Annotated in this window: 13 protein-coding genes; 5 read left to right on the top strand and 8 right to left on the bottom strand. The window is 64.7% G+C overall.

Annotated features, from left to right (window positions below; all coding sequences use genetic code 11):
• Positions 1–19: 19 nt before the first annotated feature.
• Positions 20–3,196 carry a carbamoyl-phosphate synthase large subunit gene (gene carB, locus A6E15_RS01850; protein ID WP_076143143.1) on the bottom strand — a complete coding sequence of 1,059 codons (3,177 nt, stop codon included), beginning with the start codon at positions 3,194–3,196 and terminating at the stop codon, positions 20–22.
• A 345-nt stretch (positions 3,197–3,541) separates the two neighbouring features.
• Between carB and A6E15_RS01845 the strand changes: the two genes are divergently transcribed.
• Together A6E15_RS01845 and A6E15_RS01840 are read left to right on the top strand one after the other, a co-directional pair.
• Positions 3,542–5,935 (top strand): PAS domain S-box protein, encoded by a 2,394-nt coding sequence (locus tag A6E15_RS01845; protein WP_076143142.1) that lies wholly within the window; start codon positions 3,542–3,544, stop codon positions 5,933–5,935.
• Between the two features lie 113 nt (positions 5,936–6,048).
• The gene (locus tag A6E15_RS01840; RefSeq protein WP_076143141.1) at positions 6,049–7,320 is read left to right on the top strand and encodes an RNA-guided endonuclease TnpB family protein; all 1,272 of its coding nucleotides are present in this window, start codon (positions 6,049–6,051) and stop codon (positions 7,318–7,320) included.
• Positions 7,321–7,357: 37 nt separating this feature from the next.
• Here A6E15_RS01840 and A6E15_RS01835 read toward each other — a convergent pair whose 3' ends face one another.
• The 4 genes from A6E15_RS01835 to A6E15_RS01820 form a co-directional block, all read right to left on the bottom strand.
• Positions 7,358–7,894, bottom strand: coding sequence for a DUF5815 family protein (locus A6E15_RS01835; RefSeq protein ID WP_076143140.1), 537 nt, complete (start codon positions 7,892–7,894; stop codon positions 7,358–7,360).
• 360 nt (positions 7,895–8,254) lie between these two features.
• Complete coding sequence (locus A6E15_RS01830; protein ID WP_076143139.1) at positions 8,255–8,665, bottom strand: DUF7124 domain-containing protein; 411 nt, start codon at positions 8,663–8,665, stop codon at positions 8,255–8,257.
• A gap of 72 nt (positions 8,666–8,737) precedes the next feature.
• Complete coding sequence (locus A6E15_RS01825) at positions 8,738–8,986, bottom strand: hypothetical protein (RefSeq protein WP_076143138.1); 249 nt, start codon at positions 8,984–8,986, stop codon at positions 8,738–8,740.
• A 228-nt stretch (positions 8,987–9,214) separates the two neighbouring features.
• Positions 9,215–10,453, bottom strand: a complete 1,239-nt coding sequence (locus A6E15_RS01820) for an NAD(P)/FAD-dependent oxidoreductase (RefSeq protein ID WP_076143137.1) — start codon at positions 10,451–10,453, stop codon at positions 9,215–9,217.
• Between the two features lie 238 nt (positions 10,454–10,691).
• On the opposite strand from A6E15_RS01820, the gene A6E15_RS01815 reads away from it, so the two are divergent.
• Positions 10,692–11,276, top strand: a complete 585-nt coding sequence (locus tag A6E15_RS01815) for a DUF6149 family protein (RefSeq protein WP_076143136.1) — start codon at positions 10,692–10,694, stop codon at positions 11,274–11,276.
• Between the two features lie 101 nt (positions 11,277–11,377).
• The gene (locus tag A6E15_RS01810) at positions 11,378–12,643 is read left to right on the top strand and encodes an MFS transporter (RefSeq protein WP_076143135.1); all 1,266 of its coding nucleotides are present in this window, start codon (positions 11,378–11,380) and stop codon (positions 12,641–12,643) included.
• A gap of 78 nt (positions 12,644–12,721) precedes the next feature.
• On the opposite strand, the gene A6E15_RS01805 is transcribed toward A6E15_RS01810, so the two are convergent.
• From A6E15_RS01805 to A6E15_RS01795, 3 genes are all read right to left on the bottom strand, one after another.
• The gene (locus tag A6E15_RS01805) at positions 12,722–14,065 is read right to left on the bottom strand and encodes an ABC transporter substrate-binding protein (protein WP_076148140.1); all 1,344 of its coding nucleotides are present in this window, start codon (positions 14,063–14,065) and stop codon (positions 12,722–12,724) included.
• 456 nt (positions 14,066–14,521) lie between these two features.
• A complete protein-coding gene (locus A6E15_RS01800; RefSeq protein ID WP_076148138.1) occupies positions 14,522–15,859 on the bottom strand; it encodes an ABC transporter substrate-binding protein in 1,338 nt (445 codons plus the stop codon).
• A gap of 360 nt (positions 15,860–16,219) precedes the next feature.
• Positions 16,220–17,554: an ABC transporter substrate-binding protein gene (locus A6E15_RS01795; protein WP_245800511.1), complete on the bottom strand. Its 1,335-nt coding sequence runs from the start codon at positions 17,552–17,554 to the stop codon at positions 16,220–16,222.
• A gap of 277 nt (positions 17,555–17,831) precedes the next feature.
• Between A6E15_RS01795 and A6E15_RS01790 the strand changes: the two genes are divergently transcribed.
• Positions 17,832–20,840, top strand: coding sequence for a methyl-accepting chemotaxis protein (locus A6E15_RS01790; RefSeq protein WP_076143133.1), 3,009 nt, complete (start codon positions 17,832–17,834; stop codon positions 20,838–20,840).
• Positions 20,841–20,882: the final 42 nt, after the last annotated feature.

Genomic DNA, 20,882 nt, shown 5'->3' with positions numbered 1-20,882 from the left:
AGAGACGCCGAGGAGCGTGTTACTGCGACTGGCCCCACTTCGCGGCGCGCTTCGGCCGCTCGGTGACCGACGCCACCTCGAGGTCGCCGTCGAACTCGTCGAGCGCTTCGACGTAGGCCTCGGCGCTGGCGACCGTCGAGAGGTAGGGGATCTCCTCCTCGACGGCCATCTCGAGCGAGTCGCGATCGCGGCTGACGACGAAGTCGACCTCGCCCTCGCGGATGGCCGCGGGCACGTCGTCGAACTCGGCCACGTCGAAGTGGGTCTCGAAGCCGTCGACGTCGAGGTCGACGACGGCGGTCCCCTCGCTGACGGCGTTGCCGGCCGCCTGCTGTGACTTCCAGTAGGCCGTGCCGAAGTCGCTCGCCGTGCCCATGACCTCGCCGGTGGACTTCATCTCCGGGCCGAGACGCGGGTCCGAGCCCGGCAGGCGGTCGAACGGCAGGACGACCTCCTTGATCGACGTGTGTTCGGGGATCTGCTCCTGGGCGTCGAGGCTCTCCAAGGTCTCGCCGGCCATGACCTTCGCGGCGAGCTTGGCGATCGGGACGCCGGTCGCCTTCGAGACGAAGGGAACGGTGCGCGAGGAACGCGGGTTCGCCTCGAGGACGTACACTTCGCCATCACGGACGGCCAGCTGGACGTTCAACAGCCCCTTCGTCTTGAGCGCCTCGGCGATGTCCTCGGTGACCTCGCGGACGCGCTCGAGCGTGTCTTCCTCGAGCGAGCGGGGCGGGATCATACACGCGGAGTCGCCGGAGTGAACGCCGGCGCTTTCGACGTGTTCCATGATGCCGCCGATGATGGCGTTGCGGCCGTCCGAGACGGCGTCGACGTCGAGTTCGACCGCGTCCTCGAGGAAGTCGTCCACGAGGATCGGCTTGTCCGGCGCGACGCGAACGGCTTCCTCGATGTAGGTCTCGAGTTCCGCGTCGTTGTAGACGACGTCCATCGCGCGGCCGCCCAGCACGTAGGAGGGGCGTACGAGGACGGGGTAGCCGATGTCGTGGGCCAGCTCCAGGGCCTCCTCCTCGGAGAAGGCGGTGCCGCCCTCCGGCTGGGCGATGCCCAGTTCGTCCATCAGGGCGTTAAAGCGGTCGCGGTCCTCCGCGAGGTCCATCGCCTCGACGGACGTGCCCATGACCTCGCAGTCGAGATCGCGGCGCTGCAGTTCGTCCTCGAGGGGTTCGCCGATGTTGACGGAAGTCTGGCCGCCGAACTGGACCATCACGCCGTCGGCACCGGTCGCTTCGGCGACGTCGGCGACCTCTTCGGCGGTGATCGGTTCGAAGAACAGCCCGTCGGAGGTGTCGTAGTCGGTCGAGACCGTCTCGGGGTTGTTGTTGACGACGTAGGCGTCGATCCCGAGTTCGCGCAGGGCGCGGACGGCGTGGACCGAACAGTAGTCGAACTCGACGCCCTGCCCGATGCGGATCGGGCCGCCGCCGACGACGATCACGCTCTCGAGGTCGCGGTCGACCTCGAGTTCGCCCGCGGCGGCGTCGCCGAGCAGCGGGCCGGACTCGAACTCGGACTTGCGCGCGGAGTAGTAGTACGGCGTCTCGGCCTCGAACTCGCCGGCGCAGGTGTCGACCTGTTTGTAGGTGCGGCCGGGGACCTCGGTCTCGACGGTGTCGACGTCCGCGCCGGCGGCGGAAGAGATCGTCGCGTTGGTGTGGCCGGCGATGGCGGCTTCGGTGAAGTCGCCCTCCTGTGCCGCCAGCGTCGAGTCGGCGGTGTTCTTGTAGCGCTCGGTGTACCACTCGAAGATGCCCGTCAGATCGACGACCTCGTCGACGGTGTAGCCGCGTTCGAAGGCCTCGAACATCGCGTAGGGGCGGTCCGGCGACGGCCGTTCGAGGTACTGCTCCTCGAGTTCCGCGTCCGAAACCTCGTCCCAGTCGACGTCGGGTTCGTACTCGCTCGAGCGAAGCGCCTTGAGCAGACTCTCCTCGAAGCTGCGGCCGATGGCCATCGCCTCGCCGGTCGATTTCATCGCCGTCGTCAGCTCGAAGTCGACGTCGTCGAACTTGTCTTTGGGCCACCGGGGCACCTTGGTGACGACGTAGTCGATCGCGGGCTCGAACGCCGCCGTCGTCTCGCCGGTAATCTCGTTATCGATCTCGTGGAGGCGCTTGCCAAGGGCGACCTTCGCGGTGACGCGGGCGATCGGGTAGCCGGTCGCCTTCGACGCGAGTGCAGAAGAGCGGGAGACGCGTGGGTTGACCTCGACGACGCGGTACTCGCCGCCGGGAGTACCGTCGTCGTGCCACGCGAACTGGATGTTACAGCCGCCCTGGATACCGAGTTCGCGAATGACCTCGAGCGCGGCGGTGCGCATCTCCTGGTGGCCCTCGTCGGGGACGATCTGGGAGGGCGTGACGACCGTCGACTCTCCGGTGTGGATGCCCATCGGGTCGATGTTCTCCATGTTACAGATGATGATACAGGAGTCGTCGGCGTCGCGCATGACCTCGTACTCGTACTCGACCCAGCCCGCGATGGACTCGGTGATGAGGACCTCGCTGTTCCGGGAGAGGCGCAGGCCCTTGCGGACGCGACGGAGGAGTTCGTCCATCTCGTGGACGACGCCCGACCCCGAGCCGCCGAGCGTGTAGGTCGTCCGGGCGATGACCGGCAGCCCACCGACCTCGTCGACGGCGGCTTCGACGCGCTCTTTCAGGTCGGCCTCGGTCATCTCCGAGACTTCCTCGTCCTCCTCGAGCGAGATGGTCGTCGAGGCGGGGACCGGCTGACCGATCTTCTCCATGCGCTGGCGGAAGAGGTCGCGGTCCTCCGTCGCGTAGATGGTATCGAGCGGCGTCCCCATGATCTCGACGTCGTACTCCTCCAAGACGCCCTCCTCGGCGAGTTCGGCGGTGACGTTCAGGCCGGTCTGGCCGCCCAGCCCGGCGATGACGCCGTCGGGGTTCTCCTTGCGGATGATCTCGGCGATAGCGTCGGTCGTGATCGGCTCGATGTAGACCTCGTCGGCCATCTCCGGGTCGGTCATGATCGTCGCCGGGTTCGAGTTCACGAGGACGACGCGAGCGCCCTCCTCCTGGAGCGCCCGGCAGGCCTGTGCGCCCGAGTAGTCGAATTCGGCGGCCTGTCCGATCTGGATCGGGCCGCTGCCGATCAACAGGATCGTGCGGCCGTCGCCCGTTTCGGCGTCGGTGGCGGTGTCCGTGCTCATTTGTCTTGTCGGATCGGAGTTCGCACATCGTAATAAGCCCCACGATACAGTACGAATCTCGAAATCGATTTTCGAAATTCGAACCCACGACGGCGGACGGGCCCCGGAGACACCGATTTCGGGTTCCGACGACCGGTCTCCGTCGGCCATAGTAGCTCTTGAAACGAGTTACACACCGATCACAACGCTGTCCTGCGATCGGGTGTGCATTGACTTTCAAGAGCGACTATAGGTGTGAATAACTCCCGTATTCAGGCACGCTTCCGCTTGCATTAGTGTCGATTATGACTGCGCGGCTCGGCCGAATTCCTTATCACGACTCGTTCCTTGCTTCGGAGCAATCAGATGGTTGAGTCCGGTTCGGACCGCTTTTCTCGATCGCTTACCGTTATCTACGCCGATCCATCTCCCGAGCGCCGGCGGCGGACCGTCGACGCCCTCGAGTCAGCGGCGGACGCGCTCACGGCCGTCCCCGTCGCGACACCGGCCGCGCTCCGCGACGCGCTCGTGGGGGCGTCCGAGGGCACCTGTGTCGTCACCGAACGCGATCTCGGTGAGACGAGCGCGCTGACGCTGTACGACCGCATCGCGGCCGACGAGGGGGCGACCGTCCCGTTCGTCCTCTACACCGGCGACGGCGACGAACTGCTCGCGAGCGACGCCGCCGGGGCCGGGCTGGCCGGCTACGTCCCGAGAGGCCACGAGGATTCGCTCGAGCGGCTACTCGCACAGATTCGACGGGCCGTCGGCGAGACGGGGCACGGCGAGACGCCGACCGATCCCCGTTCTGATGGGGCCGCCGCGACCGAGCGGGACCGCTTTCGCTCGCTGTTCGAGAACATTCCCGATCCGGTCGTGTTGACGGTTCGTGACGACGGCAACCGGATTCTCGACGTCAATCCGGCGTTCGAGGAGATGTTCGGCTACGACCGGGAGACGCTCGTCGGAACGTCGGTCGAGGACCGGCTCGTCCCCGACGGCTCGGAGTCGGTCGACGTCCTCGGGACGAGCGGCGTCGGCGGGAGCGTGACCACCGTCGCCGAACGGGTGACCGCGGAGGGGCCTCGGGAGTTCCTGATCCGCGTGTTCGCGATCGGTCTCGGCGATGCGGTCCACGAGTACGCGATCTACACCGACATCGCCGAACAAAAGCGTCGGGAGCGAGAACTCGAGCGGTATCGAACGCTCGTCGACACCGTCGGCGATCCGATGTTCGTCCTCGGCGCGGACGGGCGGATCGAGATGGTCAACGAGGCGATGGCGGCCGTCCTCGGAACGACGCGTGCCGACCTCGTCGGCGCTCACCCGAGCGCCTACATGCCCGACGAGGACGTCGAACGTGCGACGGCGACACTCCGTGAGATCCTGGCCGACGAGGATCGGACCTGGGAGACCTACGAGATGCAGTTAGAGCCCGTCGGCGGCGACCCGTTGCTCGTCGAGAACAACGTCGCGCCGCTGGTCGACGAACACGGGACGTTCACCGGCAGCGTCGGCGTGATCCGCGACATCAGCGATCGCAAGGAACGCGAGCGGCGCATCCACCGCCTCCACGAGGGCACCCGTCGCCTGATGGCCGCCGAACGAACCGACGAGGTCGCTCGCGTCGCGACCGAGATCGCCCGCGATGCGCTATCGCTCGAAGTCAACGCCGTCCACCTGTACGAAGAGCGGCCAGCGACGCGGTCCGCGTCGGCCACCGACGCGACCGCAGGGATCGAACGACCCACCGAACGACGGGACGAACACGGCGTTCTCGTCCCGGCGGCGACGACCGACCGGACGGAAGAACTGCTCGGGACGGTGCCGGCACTCGGCCCCGACAGCATCGCCTGGGACGCTTTCGTGGCCGGCGAAACGCTCGTCCACGGCGACGTCCGCCGTTCCGATAACGTTCGCAACCCCGAGACGCCGATCCGGAGCGAGATCCACATCCCGCTGGGCGACGCGGGAATCTTCATCGCCGGTTCGACGACGCCCAACGATTTCGACGCCGAGACGATCACGTTCGCGCGCATCCTCGCGGCCAACGTCGAGGCCGCCCTCGAGCGGGCCCATCGCGAGGCCGAACTCGCCGCGCGGACGGCCGAACTCGAGCGCCAGAACGACCGCCTCGAAGCCTTCGCCAGTACCGTCTCCCACGACCTGCGGAGCCCGCTGACCCTCGCGGCGGGCCACCTCGAGAACCTCGCGGCCCACGTCGACGGCGAGGGCGAGCGCTACCGCGAGGAGATCGACTGGGCGCTCGAGCGGATGGAGACGCTCATCGAGAACGTCCTCGCGCTCGCTCGGAGCGGCCAGCGACTCACCGAGACGGAGCCGGTCGATCTCGACGCGGTCGTCGATCGGGCCCGCCGGACCGTCGATCCAGACCTCGATCTCGTCCGCGAGACGCCGCTACCGACGGTCGAGGCCGACGCGGACCGATTGCAGGTCTGCTTCGAGAACGTCTTCCGCAACGCCCGCGAACACGTCGGCGACGACGTGACGATCACGCTCGAGCGGACCGCCGACGGGTTCGCGATCGGCGACGACGGCCCCGGCGTCGATCCCGACGAACGCGACGCGATTCTCGAGTCCGGCTACAGCACCGAGCCGGAGGGGACCGGCTTCGGGCTGGCGATCGTCTCCGAGGTGATCGAGGCCCACGGCTGGTCGATCGCGGTCGAGGAGAGCGCGGCGGGTGGGCTCCGACTGGCCGTCTCGTTCGAGGACGGGGACGTGGCCGATCTATACTAGAAGAGCCAGGGCGAGTACCCCGACCCACCGTGGTCGGGGGTGAAGCCCGACACTCGGCCAACCTATCAACCGTGTTCTATACCTTTACAAGACCGCAGTACGACGATTAGGGTATGCAGAAGTCGCTGACCAAAACACTCGTCTTCCAACTTCAACCCGACGAGGACGGTCAGCGACTTCTCGATGACGCCTTCCTTGAAGCCCGGCGCGTGTACAACGAAACGATCCGGCGAGCGAAGAACGGTGAGGACTGGGATGAGATTCGGCAGGACTTGGAGTCTGACGCCAACCTCGTGAACAACACCGCTCAGCTCGTCGTACAGAAATCGCTGGAAGCGATGGAGAATTACTACGAGTACGACGACTATAACCAACCCAGCCACACCAAAGGCGGTGCATACCCGCTCCGGTCGAACTACGAGGAAGGCTACAACCTGTTCCTCAAAGACGACTGCATCCGCTATCGGGTCAGTGCGAAACCGTACAACCCGGTGAAGGGGACACTCAGTGGCTCGCTCGACTCTCTTGAACAACTTCGCCAAGCTATCCAATCCGATGAGTGGCGTGTTGGAACGGCGGAAGCGATACAGCGGAACGGGAACTACGAACTCCACATCAACATCACCCACACCGAAACCGAAGTCCAAGACAAAGCGGAGTCACGAACAGTGGTTGGTGTGGGTATTAACGAGGACTGCGTTGCTCTCGCTGCCCTCCACGAGAACGACATTGGTGACTCGGTGGTCATCGACTTCCCTGAAATCAAGAAAGAACGGCATCGGTACTTCACGATGCGAAAGCGGATGCAGAACGCAGGGAAGTCGTCATTTGACCGGGCGTTCGAGCAGAAGGAGGAACGGTTCGTTCACGACCAGCTCCACAAAGTCTCTCGACGAGTCGTGGAGTGGGTGTCACGGTTTGAGACCCCCGTCATCGTCTTTGAAGACCTCAAAGAGATGCGGGACTCGATTGACTATGGTACCCGGATGAACCGTCGTCTCCACTCACTTCCGTTCCGCAAACTTCGGGAGTTCATCACGTACAAAGCCGCGTTCCAAGGCATCCCGAGCGAGGCGATTAACCCTGAATACACGAGTCAGGCGTGTTCACTTACCACGTGCGAGTATACGACTCGTGCAAACCGGAACAAGAAGCGATTCAAGTGTGTAGAGTGTGGCCGCCAAGACCACGCTGACCGGAACGCGGCCATCAACATCGCCAAGAAAGAATTGGAGAAACTGGATAGGAATGTGCCTGCTCTCAAGACACTTCCCACTGTGCGGAAGTTGCGACGGCAGGCATCGGGCTGTGTGGACCAGCCGACCGTGACCCACGACACCGCCAGAGGTCATCATGCCGATGGTGTCGCGGGTGTGTCAGACTAATCCACGGGAAGCCACGGGCCACCGCGCCCGTGGCGGTTCACAACGCGCGGTCGTGTTCGCTCTCGAACTCCCGTTCCCGCCGGTACTGCTCGACGAACGCCTCGACGTCGAACTCGAGCATCTGGGACTCGAACTCGGAGACGGCGGCGTCGTCGTCGGCGTGGCTAATCGCGTGTTCCATGAGTTCGACGACGAGTTCGACGACGACCTCGTGGAGCCGGCGGGCGTCGAAGTCGGTGACCCAGACGAGCGTGTAGCCGACCGCGCCGTCGTCGCTGGCGTCGTGAACGACGACCGCCTCGGGGAACTCCTCCAGGACGACCCCCAGCAGGTGGGGCGTGCCGAACTCCGCGAACTCGTCGTCGGTGTCGATCGTCTCCCGCAGGACGGTCACCAGCGATTCGGGAAAGAACCGAGAGGGCGGGTGGACGTCCGTGACGACCGCGTGGCCGTCCCCGCAGGGACAGTCGTACTCGCGCATCCCCAGATCGATCTCGTGGGGGTCGAGATGTTCCCCGCAGGGTAACTCGAGCCGATCGCCGCCGTCCGCACCCGGAGCGCCGGGGCCTGCCATTGCCCGTCGTTCGGCCGGAGCGGGCTTAAGGGCGACGACTCGGGACTGGCGCACTCGATCCCTCCCCGACTTCTGATTGCTGTGGCGCGCGCTGCGGGCGACTGAGCGCCAGCGAAGGCGACCAGTGACACCGCGCGAGGGATGAGTGAGCGACCTGCGGGAGTCGTTCGAAAGACGCGAAGCGTCTTTCGTGATGACGAGAGACCATCGGTCTCTCGAACCACGAACGAATCGGCTGGGGAGGGCGAGGGAGTCCCTGTCGCCACGATGGCAGGACACGGGACGATCGGAGATCGTGTCCTGCCATCGTGGCACTACTCGTCGGGCAACTCGGAAATCACGCCGAAAATGCGCGGTCGTTTACGGCCAGTCGTCGCGGACCTCTTCGGCCTCGTCGTCCTCGTCCTCGGCGCTCGAGGCGATGATCCAGTCGGCCGCGTCGGCGGCGTCCTCGACCGCCAGATACTCCCAGTCGACCTCCTCGGCCAACTGCTCGTCCTCTTCGCTGGCTCCGACGTAGACGTAGCGCCCGGTATCGAACTGGTCTTTGACGCCCTCGAGGCTCTCGGCTTTGCCCCGGGGCCCGGAGAAGAAGTCCTGGCGGATGCGGTTCTTCCGGGTGAAATTCGTGACGACGTAGGTCGGCTTCTCGGAGACGACGCCGATGTACTCGGTCCACCCTCTGGCGTCTTCGAACACGCGCTCGGGCGAGGCGAGTTCCTTCAGCGCCTCGAGTTCGAACGCCAGTGTCATGTCGCTGTCGCCGTTCATGCGTCATCGAAAGCGCGCACGCGGGAAAACGACTTCGATACCGCCCACGTCGGGAGGCGGAGTCCCGACGGCTCACGCCCGTTCGACGCGGTAGTAGTCCGTGAAGACGAGTACCTCGCCCGGCTCGAGGCCGGTCTCGGCGGCCGGGATCGGGCGGTTCTCGGCGACGGCGTGATAGATGACATCCAGTGTCCCGGTCTCGAACTGATCGACGTGACGGACGGTCGCGTCCGCCGGGACGGACGGGATCCGCTCGAGTTTCACAGCAGGGGGTTCGGGACGTACCGCTCGACGCCGGAGGTCACTGGATGCCATGTTCATTGTTACCAAATGTATTCATCTCTCTTAACCGTTCCGCTTCCGGCAGAAGAGCCGGCGACAGTAGCCACTGAACGGCATTGTACACCGGATCACACGACTGCGTTGCGATCAGTGTGCAAATTGTTTCCGTGACTCCGTCGGAAACGCGACTCGCCGTTGCGAAGCCCTCGGTCTTGGAACCAATACTCGGAACTTGCTACGAACGAATCGGGAAAACGGACGCGGCCGCTACTGCTCCTGTGTCGGAGCGAGTTCGTCGAGATCGACCGACTGCTCGAGGAGTACCTCGGCCTGGTCGGCGACGACGCGCTGTTCGCGCATCAGCTGTTTGAACTTGCTCTGGGGCGAGAGGTCGCCGATGAGGACGCCGCCGACGATCTTGCCGTCCTTGAAGGCGATGCGTCGCCACTCGGTGTCGCTGTATTTCCGTTCGGCGTGTTCGTCGCCGCGGGTGGGATGACCGAAAGAGAGGAACGGGAAGTCGAAGTGCGTGATGGAGTACGACGAGACCCACTGGAAGCCCTCCGCCTCGGCGTCGGCGGCCATGTTGATGGCGGCGACCCGCCCCTGTTCCTTGGCCGAGCCCCACGAGCCGTTCTGGGCCTGCTCGCCGAGCAGGACGTCGTGGAACTGCGTGAGGTCGCCGGCCGCGTAGACGTCGTCGACGTTGGTCTGCATGTACTCGTCGACGACGATCCCGTTATCCTGCTCGATGCCGGCCCCGCGGAGGAACTCGGTGTTGAACGACAGGCCGATTGCGACGCCGGCGAAGTCACACTCGAAGCGGTCGCCGTTGGGGTCGACCGCGGCGGTGACGCGGCCGTCGTCGTCGACCTCGAAACGGTCGACGCCGCTGTCGAAGACCGGCTCGACGCCGACGTCGCGCATGCCCTCGTGCATGATCTCGGCACCCTCTTCCGAGAGGGCGTAGCGCCACCAGCGGTCGCCACGCATCAGGTAATCGGCCTCGATCCCCTGTGCGCCACAGACCGCGGCGAAGTCGATTCCGAGCAGGCCCGCGCCGACGATGACGCCCGTGTCGGCCTCGTCGGCGTGTTCGCGGATCCCGCGGGCGTCCTCGAAGGTCCAGAAGTGGTGGATCCCGTCGGCGTCGCTGTTCTCGACGGGCAACTGGGTCGGCGTCCCACCGGTCGCCACGAGCAGCTTGTCGTAGGGGATCTCCCCGCTGTCGTGGGTGTGGACGACCTTCCCCTCCGTGTCGACGGTCGTGACGTGGGTGTTGAGCGAGAGGTCGATGTCGCGGTCCTCGTACCACTCCTCGTCGTGGATCGAGATGGGGGCTTCGGGGAGTTTGCCCTTCGCGTGTTCCTTGATGAGAATCCGGTTATACAGTGGCTCCCCCTCATCGGTGATGACGGTAATCTTCGCGTCCGGGTCCTCTTCCCGGAGGGTCTCGGCGGCCGAACTGCCCGAGATCCCGTCACCGATGATGACGTACTGAGTCATATCCCGATGGTTCGTAATCCGGGTTAAAGTGGGTTGCTATCTCGTCTATTTTGCCGGACGACAGTGTCTGACACTACGAGCGTAAACTGAACGCCGAATATATTCACCAGAGTTTACTAATCTCGCGTATTTCGGCACCAGTTCTCGAGCATGCAAAGATTGCTGGCACCTCCGGCGACCGCGGACCCTAACAGTGTTGTCCAAACCGTTCTTTAGGACATACCCCCAAACGTCGGGCATGAAACTGCGACAGAACGCGAAACACTTCGCCTACCGCAAGGCCCTCGAGACGCCCGGGGTCCGCTCGGTCGCCAACTCGGGGCTGGTCCGGCTCCATACCAAGATCTTCACCGACAAGGCCGATCCCGCCCGCGCCGAGGAGCGAAAAGAACACCTCGATGCCCTCTTCGACGCGACGATGGACACGTACCTGCGAGCGCTCCAGGAGGGCTACTCCGAGGCCGAGGCCCGCGAGATCACCCACATCCAGGCCAACTTCGACTTCTACAACCACGGCTGGACCGAGATGATGGAGATTCCCGTCGACGAACTCGAGGCCCACTACGACCGCTACGGCGAGTTCTTCGAGCGCTGGGACGTGACCATCGACGAGCCGCTCGGCCAGTTCGCCCCGCCGGCGGGACTGCCTGAAGCGCCGTCGACCCCCGAACTGCTCGACGACCCCGACCACCCCCACGCCGAGGGTGGGTTCGCCGACGACGTCTACGTCGAAACCGACGACGGCGAACTGGTCGTGGGCGGCCAAGAGGAACCCGAAGACGTCGACGTCTCGCAGGCCGTCAGTGGCTACGAGGAGGAGTGACACGGCACTCGATATCGTTTTGACGCGGGTCGCGGCCGGCAGCAGCCGGTTTCCACACGGCTAAGTAGTCGGAGCGTTCCGGTTCGGGCAACGGCTCGACCATGGCACTCGAGGGCAACGACCGATCGATCGCGGCGTTTACGATGGCCGGCCACGCGCTGGTTCACTGGTTCGAGACCTCGATTCCGATCTTTCTGGTCGTCTGGCTGGCCGAGTTCGACGCGGGCGTGAGCCTGTTCGGGATCGTCGTCGCGCTGGGCTACGCACCGTTCGGAATCGGCGCGTTGCCCGGCGGCGTCCTCGCGGACCGCTACGGCACGAAGCGACTCATCGTCGCCTGTCTGGCCGGGATGAGCGTCGCCTTCCTCGTCCTCTCGCTGGCGACCTCGATCTACGCGATCGCCGCCGGCCTCGTCCTGTGGGGCGTCGCCGCCAGCGTCTATCACCCCGCCGGCCTCGCGCTGATCAGCACCGGCGTCGAGGAACGGGGTACCGTCTTCGCCTGGCACGGCATCGCGGGCAACACCGGTATCGCGCTCGGCCCCTTCGTCGCCGCGACCCTGCTGATCGTCCTCGAGTGGCAACTCGTCGCCGCCCTCCTGGCAGTCCCGGGCGTTCTCGCGGTCCTGTACGGATTGGGTGCGGAGTTCGACCCCACTGCGGCCGTCGCCGAGGACGTCGACGCCGGCCCCGACGAGTCACTGTCGCTGTCGGCGTTTCTCGCGGACTCGCGGGCGCTGTTCGCCAGCGCCTTCGCGTTGATCTTCGCCATCGTCGCCGTCGAGGGGCTGTACTACCGGGGGATGCTCACCTACCTCCCGGAGATCCTTCACGGACTGCCGGCGATCGAGGGACTGGTCGTCCCCGCCGGCCTCGATGGGATCGAACCGGCCGACTACATCTACGTCGGCCTGTTGGTCGTCGGGATGGGGGGCCAGTACGCCGGCGGGAAACTGACCGATCGGATCGATCCGGCCCGGGGCCTGCTGACTATTTTCGGCGTCCTCGCGGTGCTGGCGCTGGCGTTCGTTCCCGTCACCGGAGCCGGACTGCTCCCCGTCGTCGCACTCTGTGGCGCGTTCGGGTTCTTCCTCTTTGCGATCCAGCCGTTCTACCAGAACGCCGTCGCGGTGTACACGCCGCCGGACACTCGGGGACTGTCCTACGGATACACCTACCTCGGGGAGTTCGGGATCGGTGCTGCGAGCATCGCTATCGGCGGGTTCGTCCTCGGTGAGGCCTCGCTGACGGCGTTTTTCGGCGTGATCTCGACCTTCGCCCTCGCCGGGGCCGGCCTCTCGGTGGCGCTGCTTGCGAGTCTCGATCGGTTCACCGGAGCCGAACGCCCCGTGGGGGCGAACGAGTAGCAGACACGACACACCCGGTCCGGATTCGTCGACCGACGAAAAACGCGCCGTCGTCCTCGATCGCTCGAGCGGGACCGATCACGCGAGCCAGGTGGGCGTCTGGTACTCCGCCGTCGCTCGGTCCTCCGGCCAGATGATCTCCTGTGACCCCTCGCCGTCGTCGTTTTCCTGCCACTGGAAGTAGACCGGGTCCGGATCGGACCTGTCATACCGGAGATCGTGCGTGTGTTCGTGGTCCTGTCCGTAGAACTCGACCGTTCCGCTGCTGCCGGTAAACGAGACGTCTTCGATATACGAGACGAGTTCGTCGGCGTCGAACGTGCCCGCGTTCTCGACGGCGTCGGCGAACAGAGCGACCGCGTCGTACGTGTGATAGCCGGTGTACACCGGGCTCGAGCCGTCGTAGGCATCCCGGTACGCGTTCACGAACGGCTGTGTCTTGTCGGTTCGCGTACTCTGTGCCGTCGCGCTGCTCTGACCGACTCCGAACCGACAGGCCTCGTTCGTCGCCTCGTAGTACGACGGGAGCTGCATCGGCACGTGGATACCGCCGAACGCGAACGGGCGCGGTTGGGGCGTGACCCAGTCCAGGAGCGCGTCGGTTCCGGTGTGGGCCGTCGTGATAAACGCCGCGTCCGCCCCGACGGCCTCGACCTCGTCGTAGATCGCCGTGAAGTCCTCCGTCGCGGGCGGATACTGCTCTTCCATGACGATCTCGACGCCAGCATCCGGGAGCTGATCCTGATAGACTTTCCACGGCTCCTCGGTCCAGTCGTAGTCCTCGACGAGAACGGCGACGGAGTTCCAGCCGATATCGTCGGCCTTGTCGGTCAGGAAGTCGACCTGCATCTGGCCGAGGTCGTGGTTGTTGTTCGGCCCAACCCGGAAGTGATACTTGTACTCGTCGTACTGCTCGTTGACTCGCTGGCTTACCGCCGTCGTCGCCGCACCGGAGGTAAGGTGGATCGTCTCCTGTTCGGCGATGTCGTCGATGATGTTCATCAGCGCCTCACTGGCGAAGACGCCGACCGTCACGTCCACGGCCTCCTCGAGGATGAGCCGTTGATACTGACGCCGAGCCTCGGACGGACTCCCGTTCGTATCGGCGACGACCAGTTCGACGTCCCGTCCGTCGATCCCGTCGTCCTCGTCGTTGAGTTCGTCGACCGCCACTGTTGCCCCACGTTCCATCGACCGCCCGATCTGGTCGCTGTCCGGATCGGGTGCGAGCAACCCGATCCGGACCGGACCTTCGGTAGCGCTTCCGCCGACGATCGATTCGTACGTCCCGAGACAGCCCGCAAGCGATGCGCCAGCGGTGACTCCACCCGTCGCTCTCAAGAACCGTCGGCGGTCGAGCGCCCGAGAACGCGACGTCGAGGGGTCGTTCGGCTCGGTACCATGTCCCTTGCTCCCATTCATCTTGACAAGCATTTCTCCTTGGGTTTCTTAGTATTTTCGCATAGTTGCAACCACTATATTACCTACGCTCAGATGTGTCTAAATACATATATCAGTTCGTGCCGGTTCACATCCCTCGCGGAGTCGCCGTTGGATCCCGAACGGGAGTCGGTAGTCGGCCGGGCCGGAGCCGGCGATCGGAGTTCACGTTCTTCCTACCCGCTCCCGCCCGACTCGCTTCGCTGTCGCTTGCGGGGATTCCGAGGGAGATCGAGCTAACCGAGCGCCGGTCATCGGATCGAACCGGACGCTCGAGTCGGTATCCGAACGGGCGACCCGGCGCTTGCACGTCGGATCGGAAACCGTGGCCGCCGCCGTTCGTCGATACCGGAAAGCGACGGCAGCCCTTCCGGGGACCGTTCGCTAACGGACGGAAACGGCGCTGAAACCGAGGTCGCCGGGAAAAACTCGAACGGGCTACAACCAGTCCGGCGTCTCGTACTCGTCGCCGTCGGCCGCGTGTTCGTCGGGCCAGATGACCGTCTGCTCGCCCTCGCCGTCGTCGGTCTCCTGCCACTGGAAGTGGACGGGATGGACGTTGCCCTCGCCGTAGATGACATCGTGGGGGTGCGGACCGTCCTGCCCGTGGAACTCGATGGTGCCGGTGGTGCCAGTAAATGAGGTCTCCTCGAGCGGGCCGACCAGTTCCGTCGAGTCGACGGTCTCGCCGCGCGTGGCCGCGTCCGCGAACACCTTGACCGCGTCGTACGCGATGTAGCCGGTGTAGACCGGGCTCGTCCCGCCGTGTTTGGACCGGTACGTCGAGACGAACTCCGGGGTTTTAGACGTGATCTCCGCAGTCGGGACTGCACTTGCGTATCCGACGGCGTACTCGCAGGCACCGTTGGTCGCCTCGTAGTACGACGGCAGTTGCATCGGCACGTGGATGCCGCCGAACGCGAACTCACGTTCGGCCGGTCGCCAGTCCTGCAAGGCCGCAGTACCGGTGTGAGCCGTCGAGATAAACACCGCGTCGGCCCCCGATTCCTCGACGTCGTCGTAGATGTCCGAGAAGTCCTCGGTCGCCGGCGGATACCGCTTCCACGTGGCGACGTCGATGTCGGTCTCCGGGAGCTGGCTCCGGTAAAAGTTCCACAGGCCGTCGGTCCAGGCGTAGTCCTCTGCGAGAACGGCGATGGAATCCCAGCCGATGCTCTGGCTTTTCTCGGTCAGGAAGTCGAGTTGTGCCTCCGCGAGGTTGGTCCCGTTGACCGGCCCCACCCGGAAGTGGTACTTGTACTTGTCGTAGTCCGAGCCAACGTTCTCGCTGGCCGTCGTCGTCGCGGAGCCGGCCGTGAGATGGACGGTCTCCTGTTCGGCGATATCGTCCATCAACGGCTCGAGGACCTCGGTCGTCGAGATGCCGACGGTGACGTCGACGTCCTCCTCGAGAATGAGCCGCTGGTACTGGCGGCGACCTTCCGTCGGACTCGCGTTCGTGTCGCCGACGACCATCTCGACGTCGCGGCCCAGTACCCCGTCGTTCTCGTTGAGTTCGTCGACGGCGATCCGAGCGCCCTGCACGATCGAGCGGCCGGTCGAATCGCTGTCCGGGTCCGGTGCCAGCACGCCGATCCGAACCGGGTCGACCTCGTCACCGCCGACGATCGATCCGTACGTCCCGAGACAGCCCGCAAGCGATGCGCCAGCGGCGACTCCACCCGTCGCTCTCAAGAGCCGTCGACGGTCAACCCTCCGAGAACGAGACGTCGTTCGGTCGTTCGATTCCCCACCATGTCCCGTGGACTCATTCATCCTGACGATCATTTCAACCTAGGTTTCTTAGTGTTTTCGAATAATAACAGCAGACGTATTTATTATATTCTGAGAGATCGTACTTGGCATGCGGGGCTCGCATGGTCCACGTCTTCGCCGCGTAGTTAGCTCGGGGGCGGAACGACGACTGATAGCCAGCCGTCTCATCAGTTGGTGGCCGAATCACTCCCTGCGTATCGTCTCGCCGTCCGCATCGCTCGCTGGCGCTGGACGGAGATCGCGACGGACTGCGACGGCGGAGAAGACAAACGGGGTTACCGACGACCGAGGTACTCAGTCGTAGCGGTTGACCGAACGGAAAACCGGCAGAGAGACGAGCGGTTGCCTGCCGAACTCCGCTCAGAACCAGTCGGGTTCGACGTAGTCGGTCGTCGAGTACGTGTCGGGCCAGATCGTCTGCTGAACGCCCTCGCCGTCGTCGGTTTCCCGCCACTGGAAGTACAGCGGATGGACGTTGTCCTCACCGTAGATGACGTCGTGGGCGTGTTCGTGGTCCGCGTCGTGGAACTCGATCGTTCCGGTCGTTCCGGTAAAGGAGGTCGATTCGAGCGCACCGACCAGTTCGTCGGAATCGAACGCGCCGGCCCGTTCGACCGCATCAGCGAAGAGTTTGATGGCGTCGAACGCGATGTAGCCGGTGTAAACGGGAGCGGCCCCCTCGTTTCTGTTCTGATACTCCCGGACGAACGGCCGGGTCTCGTCGGTGGTTTCAGCGGTCGGTGTCGCGAAGGCGTAGCCGGCCGCGTAACGGCACGCACCATTGACCTTCTCGTAGTACGAGGAGAGTTGCATCGGGACGTGAATCCCGCCGAAGGCAAACGGCCGCTCCGCCGGTCCCCAGTCCATGATGGCCTGGGTTCCGGTGTGGGCCGCCGAAACGATCGCTGCGTCGGCACCCGATCGTTCGACCTCGTCGTAGATGCCCGAGAAGTCGTCAGTTTCCGGCGGGTATCGTCGTTGCATCGCAACGTCGACGTTCACGCCACCGAGTCGGTTCTGATACACCCGCCACAGCCTCTCAGTCCAGTCGTAGTCCTCCACGAGAATCGCAACGGAGCCCCAGCCGATTTCGCCGCCCATATCGTCCAGAAAGTCGATCTGGGTTTCGGCGAGATTGACGTCGTTGATCGGGCCGGCACGGAAGTGATACTTGTACTTCTCGTATTGCTCGTTGACCAACTGACTCGCCCCTGACGTCGCGGAACCGACAGTGAGATGCGGAACCGCTTGCTCGGCGATATCGTCCATCAACGCCATCAGCACCTCGGTCGTGGCGATACCGATAGTGGCGTCTACCCCCTCATCGAGGATCAGTCGCTGGTACTGACGGCGCGCCTCGAGCGGACTCCCGTTCGTGTCACCGAGGACCAGTTCGACGTCCCGCCCGTCGATACCTCCGTTGTCGTTGAGTTGATCGCGGGCGATCGCTGCACCGGAAACGATCGATTGTCCCGTCGAATTGCTATCCGGGTCGGGTGCCAGCACGCCGATCCGAACCGGCTCGACCTCGTCGTCGCCGACGATCGAGCCGGCGGTCTCGAGACAGCCCGCAAGCGAGAGACCGGCGACACCGCCGGCGGTCGTTTTCAGCACGCGGCGGCGGTTCGACCCTCGTGCCGGCGTATCGCTCGGAGCGCGTCCGCCGTTCCGACGGCCGCAGCTATCTTCGTCCATATTGAGCGGTCGTTTCGACCTCCGTTTCTTAACGTTTGCGAAGCAACCCGTCTCGAAAGTACGGCATCGTGGCTCGTCGCGGGAATCGAAAGGGGGAGTTCGTTTTGGCCACCAATTCCGACCGATAGTCTTGATTTTACGCCGCTATATTTGATATCTTTATGGGCATGGTATAATACACATATTCGGAAGACGATACCAAGAAACCGCCTCATTATCAGCTTCGATAACCACGCCTGACAATTTATGTACCGACGAAATCACGCGTGACTTATCCATGGATTTCGCTCGACGACTGGTGCCGACAGCTATCCGACGGCGATACGCCGTCAAGTTCGGAATCGCTCTGTTGATTCTCGGACTCTCCGTCGGTCTCATCGGCTACGCTGCCACGGGGGCAATTACCGATCAGGTGGAGGAACGGGTACAAAACGACCACGCGTCTGCGGCGGGGCAAGAAGCACAGAGCCTGCAGATGTGGAACGAACAGAACGAACACACGATCAGTACGATCGCCAGATCGGACGTCGTCGCCAGTGACGATCCGGAGGCGATCCAACAGCGGTTCCTCGACTGGGAGGAACACTTGGACGCCGACACGTTCGACATCTCCTACGTCGACACCAGTACCGACACGGTCACGGCAAGCACCAACGAGGAACTTCGTGGGACGACCGCGACCGAGATGGACAACGTCGACGCGAACGCCTACGAGGAGGCGACCACGAACGTTCCATGGGTGTCCGACGCCTACCTCGCCGAGGGCGAACTCGGGGAGGAGACGACGGTGATCACGTACGTCCAGCACTCGCCCGAAACCGAGAATCGGGCGATCGTGTACACCGCCGACCTCGAGGCCTACGCGAACCAGCTTCAGGACGAGGAGGGAGTCACGACGATGGTCGTCGACGGTGACGACGAGATCATGCTCGACAACGCCGGCTACGGCGGCAACCACTCGACGCTCGGGGCCGGCTTCGCCGGCAACGGGAGCCTGTTAGACGCCGCGCGGACCGAGGGCGCGACGACTCAGCGGATCGATAGTTCCTCACTTACCTTCGAGAACGACGCCTACGGCTTCGAATCGGACGGCCACGACAAATACGTCACGAGCTCCGCACGCGTGTTCGGCACCGACTGGGTCGTCGTGACCCACGAGCCTACCGATCAGGCCTTCGGGTTCGTCAACGCGGTCAACCAGTACGGGATCTACGCGACGATCCTCGGCGTCCTCATGATCGGAATGGTGGGAGCTGTCCTCGGCCGGAACACCGCCGTCTCCATCGACCGACTGACCGACAAGGCCGGCCAGATGGAGGAGGGCAACCTCGACGTCGACCTCGAGACGAAACGGATCGACAACATCGGTCGGCTCTACAACGGCTTCGACTCGATGCGTGACGCCCTTCGCGAACAGATCCGCGAGGCCGAGGCCGCCCGCGAGGAGGCCGAACAGGAGCGCGAACGCGTCAAAGAGATCAACGATCACCTAGAGGACAAGGCCGCCGAGTACTGTGCGGTCATGGGTGACGCCGCCGACGGCGACCTCACCGCTCGCGCGGACGTCGAAAGCGACAACGAGCAGATGCAACAGATCGGCGAGGACTTCAACGAGATGCTCGACGAGATCGAGCAGACCATCGCCGAACTCAACCGGTTCGCGACCGACGTCGCGACCGCCTCCGAACAGGTGACCGCCTCGAGCGAAGAGGTTCGCTCCGCCTCGCAACAGGTCACCGAGTCGATCCAGGAGATTTCCGACGGCGCGGATCGACAGAACGAGTCGCTGCAGTCGGTCAACCAGGAGATGAGCGGCCTCTCGACCACGACCGAGGAGATCGCCGCCTCCTCGAACGAGGTCGCCGACATCGCCGAACGGACCGTCAACACCGGGCAGGAAGGGCAGGAAGCCGCCCAGGAGGCGATCGCAGCCATGGAGGCGATCGAGACCGAGTCCGAGTCGGCCGTCAGCGAGATCCGCCGCCTCGAGGAGGAGGTCCAGCAGATCGACGAACTGATCAACACCATCTCCGAGATCGCCCGCCAGACCAACATGCTGGCGCTGAACGCCAACATCGAGGCCTCCCGCTCCGCGGGTGGCAACAGCGACGACGAAGGGTTCTCCGTCGTCGCCAAGGAGGTCAAGGCGCTCTCCGAAGATGTCGCCGAAGCGGCCGACGAAGCCGAGGACCGCCTCGAGGCGATCCGCGATCGGACCGAGCAGTCCGCGGCCGAGGTCGAGGGCACGAGTGCCGACATCGAGAACGCAAGCCGACAGGTTCAGGAAGCGGTCAGCGCGCTCGAAGAGATCGCCAACCTCGCCAAGGAGACCAACGTCGGCGTCCAGGAGATCTCCGCGGCGACCGAAGAGCAGGCGGCCTCGACGCAGGAGGTCGTCGCGATGGTCGACGACGCGGCGACGATCTCCGAGGAGACGACCTCCGAGGCCGAGAACGTCGCCGCCGCCGCCGAGGAACAGACCACCGCACTGACCGAGGTCACCAAGTCCGCCTCGAGCCTCTCCGAGCAGGCCTCGCAGCTCTCGGAGGCGCTCGACCGGTTCGACACGGATATCGACCTCGCGGACGTCGAACTCGAGTCGGCGTTCGACGTCGACGCGGAACTGGGCACCGACGCCGAGTACGCGGTCGACGAGGCGACCGACGAACGGGAGCAGGGAATCACCTTCGACGCCGACGGGGCCGACGCCGAGACGGCGTCGAGTCCCGGCATCGGTGACGATACCGACGACACCGACGGTGACTCCCTCGAGACGGAGGGGTCGAGCGTCGACGAGACGGACGCCGAACCCGCGCCCGAGGACGCCGACGCACCCGAGGAGATCGGAGCCGAAGAGATCCTCGGTATCGAGGACGAAGCGGCGGCGGAGCCGGTGATGGACGCCGACGAGACGACCGCGACCGACGACGGCGAGCCGGCCGAACCGCTCGGCGGCGACACCGAAACGGACCCGCTCGCTGACGACGGCGACACCGAAACGGACCCACTCGCTGACGACGGCGAGACGGACGACCCGCTGGCGGACGCCGACGAACCGGATCCGCTGGCCGACGACAGTGAGCCGGCCGAGCCGCTGCCCGACGAGACGGAATCGGCGACCGAGGGCGAACCCGTGGCCGACGAGAGTTCCGGGTTCGAAGACGACGGCGACGACACGGCCGCCGAACCGCTCGAGCCGGTCGACGACGACGCTGGCGACGACGAAACCGACGAAGGAGACGCTGACGACGACGTCTTCACGTTCGGCACGACCGACGACGAGTAACGACGATCGACCGGGTCGGTTCCCGACCGGGACCGCTCGAGT

Origin of the sequence: Natrinema saccharevitans (genome assembly GCF_001953745.1) — an archaeon.
In the GTDB taxonomy this organism is placed as follows: domain Archaea; phylum Halobacteriota; class Halobacteria; order Halobacteriales; family Natrialbaceae; genus Natrinema; species Natrinema saccharevitans.
This window is presented reverse-complemented; position numbering and strand designations above follow the sequence as displayed.